16 protein-coding genes are annotated in these 17724 nt (G+C 43.1%); 7 read left to right on the forward strand and 9 right to left on the reverse strand.

The window, feature by feature from the left end:
* The first annotated feature begins 54 nt into the window (after positions 1-54).
* Positions 55-1005 (forward strand): alpha/beta fold hydrolase, encoded by a 951-nt coding sequence (locus AB0756_RS33895; protein WP_050045313.1) that lies wholly within the window; start codon positions 55-57, stop codon positions 1003-1005.
* 37 nt (positions 1006-1042) lie between these two features.
* Here the strand turns inward: AB0756_RS33895 and tsaD are convergent, their stop codons facing one another.
* A complete protein-coding gene (tsaD, locus tag AB0756_RS33900; RefSeq protein ID WP_038079789.1) occupies positions 1043-2083 on the reverse strand; it encodes a tRNA (adenosine(37)-N6)-threonylcarbamoyltransferase complex transferase subunit TsaD in 1041 nt (346 codons plus the stop codon).
* A gap of 283 nt (positions 2084-2366) precedes the next feature.
* Here tsaD and AB0756_RS33905 point away from each other — a divergent pair, with 283 nt between their 5' ends.
* The 3 genes from AB0756_RS33905 to AB0756_RS33915 all read left to right on the forward strand — a co-directional run bounded on the left by AB0756_RS33905 (position 2367) and on the right by AB0756_RS33915 (position 4119).
* On the forward strand, positions 2367-2864 hold the full coding sequence (locus tag AB0756_RS33905) for a Photosystem I reaction center subunit III (protein WP_038079791.1): 498 nt from the start codon (positions 2367-2369) through the stop codon (positions 2862-2864).
* Positions 2865-2978: 114 nt separating this feature from the next.
* On the forward strand, positions 2979-3110 hold the full coding sequence (locus tag AB0756_RS33910; protein WP_072040711.1) for a Photosystem I reaction center subunit IX: 132 nt from the start codon (positions 2979-2981) through the stop codon (positions 3108-3110).
* 490 nt (positions 3111-3600) lie between these two features.
* Positions 3601-4119: a photosystem I reaction center protein subunit XI gene (locus AB0756_RS33915; RefSeq protein ID WP_038079853.1), complete on the forward strand. Its 519-nt coding sequence runs from the start codon at positions 3601-3603 to the stop codon at positions 4117-4119.
* Between the two features lie 66 nt (positions 4120-4185).
* On the opposite strand, the gene gmk is transcribed toward AB0756_RS33915, so the two are convergent.
* Together gmk and remA are read right to left on the reverse strand one after the other, a co-directional pair.
* Entirely contained in the window at positions 4186-4785 is a 600-nt protein-coding gene (gene gmk / locus AB0756_RS33920) for a guanylate kinase (RefSeq protein ID WP_038079857.1), read from the reverse strand.
* Positions 4786-4961: 176 nt separating this feature from the next.
* A complete protein-coding gene (gene remA, locus AB0756_RS33925; protein WP_038079793.1) occupies positions 4962-5228 on the reverse strand; it encodes an extracellular matrix/biofilm regulator RemA in 267 nt (88 codons plus the stop codon).
* Positions 5229-5569: 341 nt separating this feature from the next.
* Between remA and AB0756_RS33930 the strand changes: the two genes are divergently transcribed.
* Complete coding sequence (locus tag AB0756_RS33930) at positions 5570-5782, forward strand: hypothetical protein (protein ID WP_038079860.1); 213 nt, start codon at positions 5570-5572, stop codon at positions 5780-5782.
* Between the two features lie 101 nt (positions 5783-5883).
* On the opposite strand, the gene AB0756_RS33935 is transcribed toward AB0756_RS33930, so the two are convergent.
* The 3 genes from AB0756_RS33935 to hetZ form a co-directional block, all read right to left on the reverse strand.
* Positions 5884-8190, reverse strand: a complete 2307-nt coding sequence (locus tag AB0756_RS33935; protein WP_038079795.1) for a transglutaminase TgpA family protein — start codon at positions 8188-8190, stop codon at positions 5884-5886.
* A gap of 250 nt (positions 8191-8440) precedes the next feature.
* The gene (locus AB0756_RS33940; RefSeq protein ID WP_038079796.1) at positions 8441-9424 is read right to left on the reverse strand and encodes a hypothetical protein; all 984 of its coding nucleotides are present in this window, start codon (positions 9422-9424) and stop codon (positions 8441-8443) included.
* Positions 9417-10607, reverse strand: a complete 1191-nt coding sequence (hetZ, locus tag AB0756_RS33945; protein WP_038079798.1) for a heterocyst differentiation protein HetZ — start codon at positions 10605-10607, stop codon at positions 9417-9419. The genes AB0756_RS33940 and hetZ overlap by 8 nt, the downstream gene beginning before the upstream one ends.
* A gap of 190 nt (positions 10608-10797) precedes the next feature.
* On the opposite strand from hetZ, the gene AB0756_RS33950 reads away from it, so the two are divergent.
* Positions 10798-11271 (forward strand): hypothetical protein, encoded by a 474-nt coding sequence (locus tag AB0756_RS33950; RefSeq protein ID WP_038079862.1) that lies wholly within the window; start codon positions 10798-10800, stop codon positions 11269-11271.
* Positions 11272-11494: 223 nt separating this feature from the next.
* Here the strand turns inward: AB0756_RS33950 and sds are convergent, their stop codons facing one another.
* On the reverse strand, positions 11495-12466 hold the full coding sequence (gene sds / locus AB0756_RS33955) for a solanesyl diphosphate synthase (protein ID WP_038079800.1): 972 nt from the start codon (positions 12464-12466) through the stop codon (positions 11495-11497).
* Between the two features lie 1074 nt (positions 12467-13540).
* On the opposite strand from sds, the gene AB0756_RS33960 reads away from it, so the two are divergent.
* Positions 13541-13735, forward strand: a complete 195-nt coding sequence (locus tag AB0756_RS33960; protein ID WP_050045312.1) for a hypothetical protein — start codon at positions 13541-13543, stop codon at positions 13733-13735.
* Positions 13736-13820: 85 nt separating this feature from the next.
* On the opposite strand, the gene murI is transcribed toward AB0756_RS33960, so the two are convergent.
* Both murI and AB0756_RS33970 read right to left on the reverse strand, forming a co-directional pair.
* Positions 13821-14660 (reverse strand): glutamate racemase, encoded by an 840-nt coding sequence (gene murI, locus AB0756_RS33965; protein ID WP_202048637.1) that lies wholly within the window; start codon positions 14658-14660, stop codon positions 13821-13823.
* 378 nt (positions 14661-15038) lie between these two features.
* Positions 15039-17072, reverse strand: a complete 2034-nt coding sequence (locus tag AB0756_RS33970) for an N-acetylmuramoyl-L-alanine amidase (protein WP_038109530.1) — start codon at positions 17070-17072, stop codon at positions 15039-15041.
* Between the last annotated feature and the right edge of the window lie 652 nt (positions 17073-17724).

Raw genomic sequence — 17724 nt, forward strand, 5'->3', positions numbered from 1 at the left:
CTCATCCCTCATCCCCAATTCCCAATTCCCAATTGAAACGGATACCATAGAGATATGGCAACCATCGAAATCCTGGGCGTTCCACACGCATACGAGCTAACTGCTCCTACATCCTACCCTCACACTCTTGTTTTTATCCACGGATGGCTCAATAGCCGTGGGTACTGGCAACCTGTCATCTCTCGATTGGCAGATACTTTCCAATGCCTTTGTTACGATTTAAGGGGTTTTGGTGAATCCCAGTCTAAATTAAAGACTAATTATAGCCAGGACCTAGCTTATTTGAATCTGACCTCTAAATCTACGGGTAATATTTTTAATCCCTTCGATTCTTTTTACAGCCCTGCAGCGTATGCTCAAGATTTAGTCGGTCTTTTACAACAATTGAATATTTCTAGCGCTTGGCTCATTGGTCATTCTTTGGGAGGCACTATTGCCCTTTGGACGGCATCTGAAATGCCTGAGTGTGTTAAGGGAGTTATCTGTATTAATTCAGGTGGTGGTATTTATCTTAAAGAAGCTTTTGAACAGTTCCGCTCAGCAGGTCAAAAGTTTTTACAAGTCCGTCCTCGCTGGCTCGGTCAATTGCCTTTAATTGATTTGCTATTTACAAGGGCAAATGTAGCACGTCCTTTGGATCGGTATTGGGCACGCCAACGAGTCATTGATTTTGTTGCTGCAGATCCAGAAGCTGCTTTGGGATCGCTTCTAGATTCTACAACAGAAGAAGAGGTTAATCGCTTACCTCAACTGGTTTCCCAATTAAATCAACCGGTCTACTTTCTGACTGGGGAAGAAGACAAGGTGATGGAACCCAAATATGTCCGCCATCTAGCTAGTTTCCACCAGCTGTTTCAATATAGTGGAGACAACGTCATTGAAATTCCCCATTGCGGTCATCTCGCTATGTTGGAACAGCCGGATGCTGTTGCTACTCACATTCACTCTTTAATCAAAACTCAAACTTCAACAGTCAGTAGCGAGCAGTCAATGGTTAATGGCTAATGGCTAATGGCTAATGGCTAATAGCTAGTGGCTAACATCATTGATACAGATCCATAACTTGCGTGAGTGCTAGTCGGGACTGGACGTTTAATGTTAGGGCTGAGGTATGACCCCTGTTGAGATGGTCAGCCGCCGCACACCCAATCATTGCGGCGTTGTCTGTACAAAATTTGAGAGGGGGAAATAGCACGCGCAGTTGATGAGTTTCTGCGGCTTGTTGTAAATGCTTTCTCAAACCACTGTTAGCCGCTACGCCTCCTCCAATGGCTATCGTGGATAGATCGTAGTCTAACGCACAAGCAATAGTTCTCTTGGTTAGCGATCGCGCTACTGTTTCCTGAAAGCTAGCGGCTACATCTGCTGCGGGTATTGGCTGCGAGTCTTTCTCAAACTGCTGTACGAGTCTCAACACTGCGGTCTTTAAACCACTAAAACTGGCATCATAAGGGTGATATCCGCCGCTTGGGAGGGACACTTTCCCTTCGGGAAGTGTAAATGCCTTTGGATTTCCTTCTTTCGCCAATTTATCGATAACGGGACCTCCCGGATACCCCAAGTGCATTAAACGTGCAACTTTATCGAAGGCTTCACCTGCTGCATCATCGCGTGTTTCGCCTAAGGTTTCATACTTACCACAATCGCGAACATAAATCAAGCTTGTGTGTCCGCCAGAAACCAACAAACTTAAAAAGGGTGGCTCTAATGTGGGTTCACTTAAGTAAGTAGCATAAATGTGACCTTCAAGGTGATGGACTCCTAAAAATGGTTTATTATGTACCATTGCTAGGGTTTTGGCAGCAGTTAACCCAACTAATAGTGCGCCTACGAGTCCTGGGGCGCAGGTAGCGGCGATCCCATCGATTTTATCCCAATCAAGTTGCGCTTGTTCCAAAGCTTGGGCGATTGCGTCATTGATTGTATCCAAATGTTGGCGGGATGCGACTTCTGGCACGACCCCACCATACTGCTGATGCACTGGGATTTGAGAAGCAATAATACTACTACAAACTTGACGATTTTTAACAATTGCTACTGCAGTTTCATCACAGCTGGTTTCGATTGCTAAAACAGTTGCCATTGTGGAATAAGGGTTAGAGAGTAGGGATTGGGGCAGTTCTCTTCGGGGATCGAGGGCATTGGGAACTGGGGATTAGGAGATTTCTTTAGCCCCGAGCCACCCGCTTGTGACCTCTCATCCCATTGAGAAGCTTTAACTTTTATTTACTTCAACTTTACTCGGTTCACGCTCAAGAGTATGATGACTTGCTAGTGATGACTTGCTAACTTTGCAAATCAAGGTTGTACAAGCCGCTTCGTTTTGTACAGAAAATTCTTGTTTCGTAATAAAAGGAAACAACTCCATGCGATGCTTGTTTGCTCTGGTTTTAGCGATTTGTGTTTGGTTCAACTTTACTCCTAAAGCGCTCGCCTTAGGGGCTGGTTTGGTTCCTTGCAAAGAATCGCCCGCGTTTTTAGAACGGGTAGACTCTGCCCGCGCTACTAATTTTGACCCTGCATCAGGGGAAAAGCGCTTTGAGCGTTATTCTCAAGCCCTGTGCGGTCCTGAAGGTCTTCCTCACCTGATTGTGGATGGTCGTTTGGATCGTGCTGGAGATTTTCTCATTCCTAGCATTCTCTTCCTCTACATTGCTGGTTGGATTGGTTGGGTAGGTCGTACCTATCTACAGAAAAATAAAGCAGAAGGTGGAGATGTGGAATGGCGGGAAGTCAAGATTGAGGTGCCTAAAGCACTACCAATCATGCTCTCTGGGTTTACTTGGCCTGTAGCTGCACTGCAAGAATTCCTTTCAGGTCAATTAACAGCCAAGGATGAAGAAATTCCCATTTCACCACGTTAGTAGTTAGTGGTTGGTGATTAGTGGTTAGTGGTTGGTAGAACCACTTGTCTGCTAGTCATCAGTAACGACTAACTAAGTAATTCTCAATCAATTGACTTACTGGGAGAACATTTCATGCAAAATAATTTTCTTGGATATCTTTCATTGGCACCAGTTTTATTATTTGCCAATTTGATTTTTACTGCTGTTTTGTTGATCGTGTTTAACTACTTCTTCCCTGACCTCCTTTTTCATCCCATGCCGTAGTAGGCGATAACAATTAGAAGTTAGAAGTTAGAAGTTAAGAGTTAGATATTGAACCTAGAGTTTTTAGAATTTAGCATCTTGCCCTGCCTAAATTTCATCAAAAGAAGAAATTTTCTTTAAAAACTCATAGTTTCTAAAGCCTAACTTGTAGCTTTTAGCTTCTAAACTTCTATAGAAATCATAAATAGTTGATGAAAAATTTTAATGGCTGTGGGGTGAGTAATGCCCGTTAAGCTCTAAAGTACGTCCAAGCAACTACGTATATTTCAAAAATTAAATCACAATCTCGTATATTTAAATTAAAGAATTGTGATAAAAAATTCAGAACCTTAAAATTGTGTAAGGTGTAAGTGTTTGAGCATTAAAAAAAACAAATTAATTTTTATAAAGTTAGATAGTAAAAATGAAATTTAGCTAAGATTAACAATTATTATTAACTTGAAAATAAAGCCATCATTTTATTTAGAGGCAAACATAAAGTATGGCAGATATAGCACAAGCCGTAGATGCATCAAAAAATCGTCCAAGCGATGCTAGAAATCGCGAGGTAGTTTTTCCTGAATGGCGCGATCCTCAGAGAGGCAACTTGGAAACACCAATCAATGCTTCTCCTTTAACCAAGTGGTATATCAGCAACTTACCTGCATACCGTGCTGGAATCACTCCTTTCAGACGGGGGTTAGAAATTGGTATGGCTCATGGTTACTGGATCTTTGGTCCTTTTGCCAAATTGGGTCCTCTGCGCGATACCGCTAATGCTAACCTAGCTGGTTTACTAGCAACTCTGGGTTTGATTGTGATTGCAACGGGTTCTTTATCTCTATATGCCAACAGCAATCCCCCTCAGCCCCACGTTACTGTTACCACACCCAATCCTCCTGATGCTTTTAAATCGGGAGAAGGCTGGAACAACTTTGCTAGTGCTTTCTTAATTGGTGGTATTGGTGGCGCGGTTGTCGCTTACTTGTTGACTAGTAACTTAGGCCTTATTCAAGGTCTGTTTGGTTAATAGTTAATAGTTAGTGGCTAGTGGTTGGTGGTTAAAAACTAACAACTAACAACTAACCACTAACTACTAACCAAAAATAGCCGCTTCTACAGCTTTTATTGCGGTTTCTAGGTCGTCATTTACGATCTGAATATCAAATTCATTCGCAGCGCTAATCTCTTCTTTAGCACGGCGCAAACGACGAGCGATCGCCTCTTCTGAATCTTGAGCGCGACCGCGTATCCTTTTTTCTAACTCCTCTATTGAGGGCGGCAAAATAAAAATGCTGCGAGCGCCTTTAAAAGAAGCCCGAACTTGTCGTGCTCCTTCTAACTCAATTTCTAATACGACAGATTTACCAGAGCGAGTTTGGTTAATTACGGTTTCACGAGGAGTGCCGTAATAATTCCCAGCATATTCTGCCCACTCCAGTAATTCGCCAGCAGCAACTAATTTTTCAAACTCACCACGGCTGATGAAGTTATAGTGTTTTCCGTCTATTTCTCCAGGACGAGGAAGACGCGTCGTCACGGATACGGAATAATGCAGATCCGAATGACGTTGTAGGAGACTTCGCAATAAAGTACCTTTACCTACTCCACTCGGACCAGTCAAAATAATCAGCCTGCCAACAGGCGGGCATTCTTTGGTAGTAGCACCACTTCTGGTGGATAGAACTTGCATCATCCGCTTAACCTGTGAATTGATCGATAAACCTAGCTCAAGAGTCATTAGTCTTTCATGGGCTGGCTGGGTGACTATCAACTAACGTAATTTGTAGTCTTAGTGACATAGAACTAGTTTAATCCACATGGTACTGTTGATGTTGCCAAAATAGGGTAGGGTTACTGACCCTTCATTTGTTAATTATCAACAGTTTGGTGTTCGCGAGTAATCACGAAGCGATTTGCTACGGTTTCCGGTTGAATTGCCGAAAGAATAACGTGACTTGAATCAGTAATAATAACAGCCCTAGTACGCCGCCCATACGTTGCATCTACGAGTTGGCCCCGATCGCGTGCATCTGTGATGATTCGTTTGATTGGAGCAGACTCCGGACTAACTATGGCAACGACTCGGTTGGCAGACACAATATTGCCGAAACCGATGTTGATTAACTGAATGTCCATAACAAAACTGACGCCAAACGTGGTGTGAGAAGCTTAATTTGAACTATTTTCCATGTTATCCATAAAAAACAGGAGTTACAACGAATAAATTAAAGACAATTCAAGTTTTTAACGAAGAAACGCTTTTTTTAGCTATTTCTGCCCGAACATCCTTAAAAATCTATCTATAGATATAGGTAAACTGTACTGAGTCAAGCTAATAACTTGACTTCTTATGTAAGACCTATGTAGAAAATGAGGAGTAGGAAAGGGGAATTTTCACGATGGATGATAAAAATTTTGATTGCTATTGTCCCAACTAGCAAAGTTATGATATGTATCAATATCTTTAAATGTGTCAGATGACTTTTCAAGAACTACAAGTAGGCCATTACTTTCGCATACCTGGTATAAGTGCTGAGTGTACGTATCGTAAAGTGAATGATTCTCAGTGCAGTCAAAACGCTCTGTTACAACCAATTCGATCTGAAACGGTGGTTGTACTTCTAACACCTGTAGAGGTTAAGAGATATTTTGCGGCTAAGCAAGAATTTCTGAAAAGTTTGATGAATTAAATTCTGGAGTCGAAGACTCCTGTAGACATTTCCATCCAAAGTATGGGAACGAGACAGTGAACAAATGAGAAAAAAAGTGGTGGGCAATGCCCACCCTACTATTACTTAGGTGTTTTATTTAATTCCCGCCATCTTTGTTGCAGTCGATTTAAGTCAGGCGGATAGCCACCATAACGCCAACTTACGTAAGCTTGGCAAATTTCATCAATAACTTCCGCAATTCCAGAAGAGTGATGGTCGTATGATAGGCGAGCAAACTCCAATGGTGTTTGTGCTGGATGTTTACCCAAACCTTTCTGGGTAGCCCACTTGAGCATTTGTTGATAGAGGCTTTCCATGGGCGGTAATTTACTCAGTCTCAAACGATACCGCCACTGTCTCCACAAACGCCATGCCATCCAGCTACAAAAGGCGAATGCTGTTCCTATTGTTAATCCCGCGATCGCCCCAGCCCAACCTTGGCTGAATAATGAGATAAACCAAGACAACGCTTTGGAAATCCAATTAAATATTGTTCCAAATATGGTGTTGAAAAAACCTTTGAGTGGAGTTGGTAACCATCCAGCCACCCAGTTCCAAAATTGATGGAGAACGCCAAATGTTTCTGTGTCTTCCACAGAAGGGGGAATCAGTGGATGATTTGGGATGGGGTCAAAAGCGAACCAGCCATATCTGGGGAAGTAAACTTCCGTCATCGCAAAAGCATCGGTGTTGCGAACAACGTACATTCCCGTAAATGGATTAAATTCTCCCGGACTGAATCCCGCTACTAACCTCGCTGGTATACCAATGGAACGCAGCATGACTGTCAGTACTGTAGAAAAGTGATCTGGGTAACCTCCTTTGTTTTTGAACAAGAAAGTTTCTACCAAGTCTTCCTTTTCACTTAGGTAGGGTAACTCAAAGGGATTATTTGGAAAATTATAGTGTTGCTTTAAATACTGAGCCAAGTACAGGGCTATTTCATAAGGGGATTCCAAAGCCTTTTGGGATTTGCCCACCCGCTCTAGATTGTAGTTGGCTAATATTCCTTCTGTGTGTTTTCTGATTTTTTCGGCAATTCCATCGGGTATTTGTAGGTAGTACTTTTTAAAACTCTCAGGATAGTTGGTGGAAGTTGTTCTCAACAAAGTGCGATCGCGCAGGGGGACTTCTGAAACCACGGTGTAAGTTAGACCTTCTGATAGTTCAACGGGTGCTCGCAACCCGCCTTCTTTATCTACCGCGACTACTGGTGTCGGAAAGTAGATTTCTTTCGGATGAGCCATTGCCGGAATTAAGTTGGGCAAATCCGATACCACCGTGTATGTTTGTACTACATCTTTACTTTGACCGCTAAAGATGGCTCTAGGCAGAAAAATTTGAAAAGACCACGGAGGACGCTTGACTGTTTCAACTTGCTCTGTGCGAGAAATTTCCCATCCTTTTCCCGTGTAGCGGTCGAAACCCAAAACTCTCCAAAAACCAGGGCTTTGCGATCGCACTCGCATCACAACTTTGGGTTTCATCTCTCCCCGCAGGTTTTGGTTTATTTGGCTGCTAAAACCGTAATAAAAACTATCATTTAGTTTTCCCGGAGCACCGGGTTGATTTTCTCCCAATCCACCCGAAGCCGCACCTTGATTTTTAGGGTCATTACCCCGGCGCACGTAGCCTGGGTTAACAATACTGCGCCCGGTAAACTCTCCTTTAACATTAATGGGAGCGCTGACTGGGAACATACGCAGTTGATAGCCGGGTACTCTGGGTAAAACAGCAAAAATTCCCAGTCCTGCTACCACAATAATTAAAAAATTCAAGAAAAGAAATTTCCAATTTAAAAGAGAAGAAGCTTCCTGTTGTTCCCTGGTTGAACCAGGGAACGGAACCGATTTTTGAAACCCCAGCCGAGAACGGTAGTCAAGTACTAAAGTCGGCAAAGCAATTGCCAAAAATAACAGCAGCACTGGCGCAAATGCTAGAGTTTGACTCAGTGTTGCGGCGACACCAAGCAAAATCAACCCGATGACAATTGAATAACCTAAGTCTTTGCGACGGGGCATATCAAAGCTATGAAGTACTTGGAGTTGAATTAATAACTCCGCCAAAGCCAAACGCGTGTCATTTAGCTCCCCAAATAATCTTCCAAAGAAAGCACCCAGTGCTGCCAACATTCCTATGGCGATACAAAACTTCACCGAGACGTTACGTTCTCGGCGACGGTGGTAACTCCAAATCGCACCGACGACTGATAGGGGTACTGCCCAAAAACTAAATTTAGTCTCTGCAGCAATATCCGTAGCGATAATCCCAACAATTACCAACGCTAGCACTAGCACCCGTAAGGTAATTGTATTTTCTACTTCCACCAATGGCGTCTCCTGCATGCTTTGCCGCAAGAGATGGACAAGAGGTAGACGCCAATTCATCCTGGATTTGTTAATCATTTAAAAGCAAGAAAGCAGTCTATGGGTATGTAATCAAAGCGGCAATCTTGGACGCTACAAATAACCAGCGAGCGGTCAAACCGTATCTCCTCTTCGTGTCTTCCTCATAGCAGCTTTCTGTAGACGCCCTAATGACGCTTTAAGTTGAAAAGAGAATTGCTCAAAACCAGGATTTTCATTTCGTCACAATGGCGTTTTATTAATTTCAGGTGCTAGCGATGGCAAAAGCGATTTACGCCGTGGGAACAATTACAAAAACAAGCGGTCTGGTGTCTATTTCTTTTAACTCGACTTCTAGGGTATAAGTCTGGTTGAGTTGTATGTCATTTAATTCGACACTGACACATCCCGGACTTGAAGACTCTACCATTGCTTGAGAGGCTTCTCCCTGAAGATTTAAAACTCCCGCTCCAGGTAACTCGCTTTGAACCCGTAGCTTGTTAATTTGTCCTTGGGTTTGGTATTCCACCCTTAAGGTAAGAACACCTGCGCTAGTTAACCATTGTCTTTCTACAACTGGATCGGTGGATGAAATAGGTAGCGTCAAATTTTCTAACAGCTGTTTTGCTGCCATTAATGACAGTGCCATTTGTTGGCGGGGCTGTAAATCTGAGTAGCTACTTTCTAAATTTGGCATAGTCTCTATAGCATCCACAGCAGATCTATAGGGGCTTCTCAGCACCAATCCGGCTATGTCATTTACGATCTCAGGCTCTGTAGGGAATAGGTTTTCCACCGCTTGAACCAGTTTAGTCCCCAATGGTAATGAAGACGACACTAATCCTTGGCACTTTTCCAGTAACATCTGGAAAACTCTTTCCGGTAACAGAATCGGCAAATTCAGCTTGACTTGCTGTGCCGCCCACCCCCAAACCGGAACTAAATCAACTGACGGTTTGTCTACATAATCGGGGTAGTCTGTCAGTTGGTTTTCCCAAGGGAAGAGCGGCGGATGATTTTCAATTTGAAGTTGTAACCGACGTTTAAGGACGGCTTGGAAACGTTCTTGCACAGTAGGAATTTCTCCCAGTTGAAAGGTTTGGGGTAATTGTCTCGATCGAAAATCGCCACCGTTGGTAGCGGCGGCTGTTTCATCTAGATTGTTTACCCCCTTAACGTCCTCACAATCTGCCAAGTTTCCTTCTTCAGTTGTTTGGGGTTCGCCCAATAACCAAGCAAGCAACTGGTTTTGTAAGGATTCTGAGTCACTATTCATGAGTAGATGCACCCGATCCGGATATTAAAGAGTTACGAATTTCCCAAGCATGCTCAAGAATTTTAAACCACCGTTTTTGCAATTGTGCCATTGATAACCCTAAAGTTTTGGCAATCTTTTCATCAGGTATTCCCTGTTGTTTCAACTCTAATAGAGACCTTTGCTTATCGTCCAGTTTTGCTGTATAAATTTGCCACTGTTGTGGTGTCAATCCTAAGTTAGTGCGTAAATCGGCTTCTAGCCATTCATGAACTAATTCCCAGCGATGCAGCAGTGCAAACCGAATTAAGTGGTACTTAAAACGTTGTTGTAAATAATCCCGCTGTCTCGGTGTTAACCCTAGGATAGACTCTATTTCCTGTGCTGATAAGTCTTGCAGGCGGAGGGAAAAGTAATCAGCACAGTCTGATTGTTGTTTTTCTTCTAGGTAGTTCATCAATTCTGTCACAACGACAGAACGCAAAGTATCTTCTTGGGGTTCTGGTTCTGGCTGTGTTGCCATTGCACTTCGCAACTGCTGCACGGCTGGGTCTTCCCAAGAACCATCGCCTTCATTCCCGCTTCCCTCTGCGGCTTGTTCTATGTCAACACAAGTTTCTGGTGGTTGTTGTTGGGAAAATGTTTGTGCTCGAAGAATAATAAGTTGTTGCTGGCGTCCTGGTAAGGGAATCCTCCTTTTGGCATAGCGTTCTGTGAATGCCATATACTCTGCCAATTCCAACAGAGTTTGCGGACGATAGGTAGCACTCAGTTGGTTTTCTCGTCGGAAAGCGTTTAAGGATTCTAAGTAAAAACTCTGTAAGAAATCTTCAATGACAACGAGCCTTCCTTGATAGCTCAATTGCCTTTGAGGGGGATTTATGTAGCGATAAATAATCGCACTTAGGGTGCTGTGTAATTCTACCCTACCTCGATTAGAACCCAACTCGTAGTATCTGAGACACTGTTGCAGCCTGTGTTTGGCTAGAGCGATCGCGGAGTTTTCCACAGCGCCGGCGGCTTGGATGCGTTTGCTCTCACTGCAAATTCTGTTAACTTCGGCTGCTATTCGTGTTGACACATCACGACAGTTGTGCTCCGAAGCTTTCGTTGATTGCTGAAGCTCCTTAAATAGGAGTTGATATATCGCCTCCACGCCGATAGAACTTACTCCCTGAATTGTTACGGTTGCGGCTGAATTCATAATCAAGTTTTAAAAAGACCCTAACATACTTGAGTACAACCTGTAAGCCTGCTTTTATGTGGTCAAGAAATTTTATGAACAATTTACAACCTCGAACAGTAGACAATGAGCTATGGTCACTGGTCAGGTGGTCACTGAGTTCGCTTTCATAGATGTTATGAACACCACCACTTGCAGTTTACAGGTGATTATGGATTTACAAGCACAAATTCAATTGCTGATTGACAATGCACCCAAAGATGGTGTAACACCGCAACTTGTCACAGCAATCGCTCCTGTCCTTAGCGCGATCGCCCAGAAATTACGCCGTTCCCAATACTACATAGTCCAAAATTTGGATGGAAGCTGGGTTTTGACTACATTAAGCAACCGCGCAAATCCACAGTTAGAAAAGCGCGTAATTTATGCTTTTCCTACATTACAGGATGTCCCTAGCAAATCAAATGCTGGGCTTGACCCTCAATTGGTAGCTACACCCGTCCCTGTCACTCACATTCTGTTCCAACTGGTAGCAATGGAACCCGTAGATAGTATAGTTTTTTTTGAAACTTCTGACATTAACAGTAATGGAGTAGAAATCAGGCGAAGTGACCTGGAAAACCTAATTCAGCAGAAGCTTCAACAGAACAGAAAGAATATGCAAATTCCTCCGGACATTGCATAAATTTTATCAGCTATCAGGTATTAGCATGTATACTCTCATGCTAAACCAATGACTTGGTCTATGTATATGATTTGGTTATTAAGTCTTGAAAATTGAGGATGAGGGACACCGGAATTGGGAGATGGAGACGAGGACTTAGGGTTGAGGATTTTTCCCAATTCCCTTGTTTTCATTGTCTCCCTTGTCCTCCTTGTCTTCCTTGTCCCCAATCCCAGTTATGTCCCTAATAAAGGCGGCTCAACACGTAATCAGCCATCTTAATCAACGCTTGGCGGCAATCAGAGGGAGGTAGGTCTGCTATGTGCTCTACTGCTGAGTGAGCATGATGGGCTGCCAATTCCCTGGCTCGCTGTAGACCCTGACTATCTTCAATCAAGGAGAGGGCTTGGTCTAAATCTCCTTCTTGGGCAAACTCTCTTTCTATCAAAACTTCCAAGTATGGTTGTTCTTCTAACGCAAATAAAACAGGTGCTGTTAAATTACCACTTTTTAAATCTGAAGAAGCTGGTTTGCCCAAAGTATCTGCCGAACTTGTGAAATCTAAAATGTCATCCACAATCTGGAACGCCAAACCAATGTGACGCCCGTAATGATACAAATGCTCGGTAACTTCTTGAGAAACTTCGCTCAAAACCCCTGCAGCTTTAGCACTATTGGCAATTAAAGAAGCAGTTTTGTAATAACTCTTATTCAAATAAGTCTCAATAGTGATACTGCTATCAAATCGACTTAATCCCTGCTGGATTTCACCAGTTGCCAGATCCATAATGACTTGCGACAGCAGTTTCACCACTTCTAGGTTGTCCAAGTTGGCTAGATACCAAGAAGATTGAGCAAACAAAAAATCTCCTGCTAAAATAGCAATTCTGTTACCAAACAAACTGTGAACTGTAGGAACATTACGTCGCATTTCTGATTCATCAACCACATCGTCGTGTACCAAGCTAGCTGTATGAATCATTTCTGTAATCTCAGCTAGGCGACGATGGCGAGGCGTAATGTCTTGGCGGAGCATGGTTGCCCGCGAGATCAGTAAAACAATGGCTGGTCTGATACGCTTTCCCCCAGCTCCAAATAAGTGTTCGGCGGCTGCACAAAGGATGGGGTGACCGTTTCCAACTAGCTGTTTCAAATTGTCTGCTAGTAAAAGCAGGTCAGCTTCCACTGGGGAAAAAAGGGAGGTGGCTGGGGTCATGGATGGGCAGACTCTGGCTTTAATTTACGAAAGTTTACATATCTTCTACTCATTTTAAGATAATCTAGTCGTTTTTTGAGATAGAGGCATAGAACGATAAAGAAATTGAACTTCAGTCTCCGGTCTTCAGTCTCTGTAAAATGCGTTGCAAGCAATTGCTCGTGGGAAATTGTATTGTTACAATTCTTAAAGTAATAACGTCCGGTAAAAAAACTCAGGTAAAAGATTTTCGTATGTTGTCGTATGGAGCAAAGCATACTGAAGAAAATTTGAGTATATCTTCGCACTCATGAGCTATTTTTAATACTTTTTTAAGAAATTTTAGAAATCTTTTAAATTAGACAAAAAGCCTGTTTTTTATCAAAAATTTAATTTTCAGTAAATTTACTATAACGTTTTTGTTAGTAATATAGACAACAAGGTTAAATTCAGTTATGATTATATAATATTAACTTTTTATACTTCTACTTACTGTAAGTAACAAATGATATATCGGAAGCGTATGTAACTCAACCTAGAAAATTTTAAATTTAGCAGAAAAAATGGCTAAAAAGTCAGGTTGGTTGTGTTACGCTAAAATCTAGGGATTTTAAATTATTGAGAGATTCACCATCCGGGCGAGAAAATCACCAAGAGGTGTTTTCCTCTACTGGTGTTGTGAGTGAATAAAGTATCGTGGGCTTTGACCAAGGGAATTATTCGTTGGTTGAGTCCCTCGTGTCCAAAACCTCAAGGTTAAAGCCATGCGCTTCCTTTAGGGGAAACGTCATAGTTCATGAGCACAGAAAAAGTACTTGCTGTGCAAGTACGTTCATCAAGTGCATACAAAATAACGCAGACTGGGTAGACTGCTGAAACAACAGATTTTGTTTGCTTTTTAGTAAACCAATTATTTGTTGCTGTAGGTATAGTCTGCAAAAAATTCCTTACAAGTTGATTGCTCGGAGAGCATTAAGCTCTACCGACAAGTTTGTTACGTAGAAAAATAAGCCACTACAAGTGTAGTTTGTGGCTGTAATTCTACACCTATTTATTTAAGTTTATAACCTTTGGACACACGACCCGGTAGAGAAGATGATTTACGGAAAAATGCCTATGATGATTTTTATATTAGCTTCTGGTTATCTGTTAGCAGTCTACCTTTTGTTGGCACTAGCAAAACGAACCGGAAACAAGACAGTTAATGTGGACTCTTCACGAGTTTCTCAAACAACCAAAGAGGACGTAACACTAAGGTCAAATGTGACTGAAGCTACTAGCCTACACTAGTTAAGACTCAAGAGTCAAGAGAGAGGCTGGGGACTGTGGCATAAGTTGTCTGTACTTCTTCCGTGTGTCCCCTAACCCCTAACCCCTAACTTCCAACTCGCAACCCTTCAGCCCAACAGACTGCTTCAACAGTTGGGGTATACCCGAGCCATTGCAAGCAGGACTGAGCGAACTGTTGCGGGCAGCCACTGACAGCAAAACGCGTCGGTACTGGTGAATGGGTATTTTTCAAACCCATCACATCGAGTTCTCGAGCACACGCCGCAACAACGTGTACGGCAGGATCGACTAATTGTATTTGGGATGGAAGAAGCGATCGCAAGACTGGTGCGAGATGGGGATAGTGAGTGCAACCGTAGACTAAGGTGTCAATCTGATGGTGTATAAGTGGTTCGAGGTATAAGCGTGCCACATCTGTAGTGTAGGGATCTTGAACGCGATTTTGTTCAATAAGGGGCACAAACTCCGGACAACCTACTTGCCAGACTTGAACTTGGGGATTTACTTCTAGGATAGCACGTCGATATGCATTACTTTTGGCAGTTGCCGGAGTGGCAATTACCCCTATACGTTTGCCACACTCTACTGCTGCTTTTGCCCCAGGGAGGATAATTCCTAAAACGGGAAAAGGATATTCGTCCTGAACTTCCTCTAAAGCTAAAGCAGAGCTAGTATTACATGCCATAACAACCATCTTCACTCGTTGTTGTTGCATCCAATCTAAGATGTCACGTACATACTGTACGATTTCACCAGGTGTGCGAATACCATAAGGAAGTCGAGCCGTATCCCCGAAATAAATAATTGATTCATTAGGGAGTTGCTTGTAGAGTTGTCGCAGTACCGTTAAACCACCTACACCACTATCAAAAATGCCAATTGAGGCACGTTGGGGTTCGTTATCAAAATGAGAATAGCTGAGCACAGGCAAAAAATATTAATTTATGTTTTGCGATTAAATATACAATGGCTAATGGCTAATGGCTAATGGCTAATGGCTAACCTTGTATTTCCTTACGGAGACGCTAAGCGCAAACCGCACGCTCCGCGATGCCGCAGCAGGCTATGCCCGTCAGGGCTATACGTCAGTCGCTAGGGCGCTGGTTTCCTAAGCCCTACGGGCTAGACTCACCATCAGCCCAGCCATTAGCCATTAGCTATTAGCCCTCCCTTGTTCGCCCTTCGGGTTCGCCAGTCCCCAGGGCGCGGGAAACCCGCCTGCAGGGCTGGTCTCACCAGTCCCCAGGGCGCGGGAAACCCGCCTTCAGGGCTGGTCTCACCATTAGCCATTAGCCCTTCATCACTATCTTTGTCGCAAGTACCGAAGTATACCTTGAGCGATCGCATCCGCCATGCGATTTTGGTATTCGGAACTTCCCAACCTGGGATTATCCTCTACACCAGTCATATAACCAGTTTCCACTAAAATCGAAGGCATAGAACTTTTTCTCAAAACATAAAATCGAGCTTTCCGTACTCCTCTGTTTTTAAGGCTTGGAATGCTTTCAAGAATAGTATTATGGACGACACGAGCGAGATCGTAACCGCTGTCATAGTAATACGTTTCTAAACCATTAACATCAGGACGACCGTCAATAGAATTGGAGTGAACGCTAACAAATAAATCGGCATTAGATCTATCTGCTATGTCTACCCGTCCTTGAAGTTCCACAAAGTAGTCAGAATTGCGCGTCAGTACAACCTGTACCCCGTTTTGCTCCAGAACCGATGCTACCCTTTGGCTGATAGGTAGAACCACGTTCTTTTCCAGCAATCCGCCAAGACCGGGAGCACCAGAATCTTTACCACCATGTCCTGGGTCAACAACAATCACAACGCGCCCATTGGGTGCTCTTCGTCGTGCTTGTGGTTGTGTACCGTAATTTGGATTAATTGTCATCGGTCCATTAGACATGGGTTGTGGATACGATGGTCTTGCTAAAGGAGGCAAAGAAAAGGGAGAAGTTATTGAACGAGTACGCTGTAATTGTACGGACAAAACTCGTTCTGTCAGTTGATTGAGTTGTCCAATTCGCACTCCGGGTGCTGGTTGAACGTATACAACAACTGTACGGGAATCTTTCTGTTGCAGTCGGATGCGGAGAATGGGACTGCTTGCGTCCAAATTTGGACCTTGAACTGGAGTTGCTAATCTAGCATTAGGTATCGTGATTCGGAAAAAACCCGAAGATCTTTCCCAGTTACTATCAATAGAAGCTAAAGTACCATCAGCTTTAATAAATAGTTGTGCGCCAGCACTACCTAATTCTATAGATTCAATTGTAGAAAGTGAGTCGTTGGCTCTTTCGTAAGAACGTGGGTTATTGTCTGAGTAACGACTGGGGTTGCTATCATCATTGTTCCTAAAGTTATTGTCTGAGTAACGATTTGAGTTGCTATCTTCACCACCCCTACCGTTGTTCTCTAGTACTCTCACGCCATTACTGTTTGGCAAAATTACCAAACTTCCATTAGAGTTAACGTTTGTACCCCAGTCCGGACCATCTTTCTCTACCCATAACGTCATCCGGACACCTGGTGGCTCAGTTCTAAGTTCGGTAAATTCTACGTGTCTAACACCGTGTTTGTTAACAGTTACATCCCGCATTGCAAAATCCGATGATAAAGCAGCGCTAGAAATATCAATATTAATAGCACTCTTGTCCTTGCTGCGGAACATCTTCACCTTGGGAACGCTACCACTGGTACGGACAAACAACCCATCGCCCGTAACACGTAAGTTCTCAATTTGAGCGATACCATCAGCAAGATTGCTGTTATTAGCACGACTGCTAATAATTGTTCGTCTTGCAAGTGGCGCGACGTTCGTACTGGGGATAGGTTCGCTGTAGACATTAGCATTTGATTCCTGTCTTTGTACTGTGTTGGGGTTAGGCTTGACAACACTATACACATTTAATGAAGAAGGAACTCCTTGTTCGGCTTCTGGCGTCGGTAATTGTACGAACCAACTACTGGGAGTTCTCCCCTCAAATTTCACTTGCTTTGGGTCAAGGGTATAACCCGGACTGAGTTCTACAACAAGGCGAGTTGTGTGTTCGTCTAATTGTCCTATACGGATAAGGCGAATAGCACCATTGACTTGCTGTACGAGCTGTCGGCGTCCCAATTCTACACCAGGCAAATCGATCACCAGGCGAGTGGGGTTAAAGACGAGTTGCGCCTGGGGTTGAACAGGTCCTTCAGTACGGAACTCCAATCGGTTTTGATTGACATCATATCGCCAGGATTGCAGTTTTGCTGCTTGCGCTGGCGACGAAGCTACGAACAAAGCACTTGTTGCAATAGCACCAGGTAACAGCCAGTTGATTTTCACAGTTTTTCTCCAGATTCGTATTTATAAGAGCTGTCAAAATGCCAAAGCTTTGGCAAGGACTCACACCGTCACCGCTCAGTATTAGAAGAAAGTCACTTTAGAAGTAAAGCTTGCGCTTGATTCTTGGCGGATGAAGTTTATAAGGATGAAGGATAAAGAATGAAAAAAGTAGTATAACTCGGTACAAATTCTCGATTTTTTGGTGGAATTTACTCATATTTCATACTTCACACTTCATATACTTGATACGGTTGACTGATATGGTACGGACTCACAGACCCCACTTAACGTATAACTAAAAAAATATAGATGCTTGGGTTGAGCTAGCGAAAACCCCTATCAGTCACTAGAAATTATGGAAAATGTTACCATTACAAAGTTTATCTCAAAGGGTCAATTACCTATTTCTTCTTTTTATAGTCCTATCTTTAAGGTGACAAAGGCAAGAAGTTATGGGATTTTTTGGCAATCCAGGGTCTTATAACCGTACTCATATCCATCACCATCAGGTAAGTTAAGTGTGATGTCACACATTATTCCCAGTTTGAAGTCTAAATAAACACTTTTTCCACAATATATTTAAAAGAATATGGGCTGTTGCCTGCAATCGTGCTAGGGTAACAGCCCAATGAGAACTTATTCTTAGACAAAG

The organism is Tolypothrix campylonemoides VB511288_2 (assembly GCF_045999855.1).
GTDB lineage: Bacteria > Cyanobacteriota > Cyanobacteriia > Cyanobacteriales > Nostocaceae > Scytonema > Scytonema bouteillei_A.

What these genes read in the sequence shown, in the direction of transcription:
- AB0756_RS33895 (WP_050045313.1), top strand. Translation starts at nt 55, where the DNA reads ATGGCAACCATCGAAATCCTGGGCGTTCCACACGCATACGAGCTAACT.
- tsaD (WP_038079789.1), bottom strand. Translation starts at nt 2,083, where the DNA reads ATGGCAACTGTTTTAGCAATCGAAACCAGCTGTGATGAAACTGCAGTA.
- AB0756_RS33905 (WP_038079791.1), top strand. Translation starts at nt 2,367, where the DNA reads ATGCGATGCTTGTTTGCTCTGGTTTTAGCGATTTGTGTTTGGTTCAAC.
- AB0756_RS33910 (WP_072040711.1), top strand. Translation starts at nt 2,979, where the DNA reads ATGCAAAATAATTTTCTTGGATATCTTTCATTGGCACCAGTTTTATTA.
- gmk (WP_038079857.1), bottom strand. Translation starts at nt 4,785, where the DNA reads ATGATGCAAGTTCTATCCACCAGAAGTGGTGCTACTACCAAAGAATGC.
- remA (WP_038079793.1), bottom strand. Translation starts at nt 5,228, where the DNA reads ATGGACATTCAGTTAATCAACATCGGTTTCGGCAATATTGTGTCTGCC.
- AB0756_RS33930 (WP_038079860.1), top strand. Translation starts at nt 5,570, where the DNA reads ATGACTTTTCAAGAACTACAAGTAGGCCATTACTTTCGCATACCTGGT.
- AB0756_RS33935 (WP_038079795.1), bottom strand. Translation starts at nt 8,190, where the DNA reads ATGAATTGGCGTCTACCTCTTGTCCATCTCTTGCGGCAAAGCATGCAG.
- AB0756_RS33940 (WP_038079796.1), bottom strand. Translation starts at nt 9,424, where the DNA reads ATGAATAGTGACTCAGAATCCTTACAAAACCAGTTGCTTGCTTGGTTA.
- hetZ (WP_038079798.1), bottom strand. Translation starts at nt 10,607, where the DNA reads ATGAATTCAGCCGCAACCGTAACAATTCAGGGAGTAAGTTCTATCGGC.
- AB0756_RS33950 (WP_038079862.1), top strand. Translation starts at nt 10,798, where the DNA reads ATGGATTTACAAGCACAAATTCAATTGCTGATTGACAATGCACCCAAA.
- sds (WP_038079800.1), bottom strand. Translation starts at nt 12,466, where the DNA reads ATGACCCCAGCCACCTCCCTTTTTTCCCCAGTGGAAGCTGACCTGCTT.
- AB0756_RS33960 (WP_050045312.1), top strand. Translation starts at nt 13,541, where the DNA reads ATGATTTACGGAAAAATGCCTATGATGATTTTTATATTAGCTTCTGGT.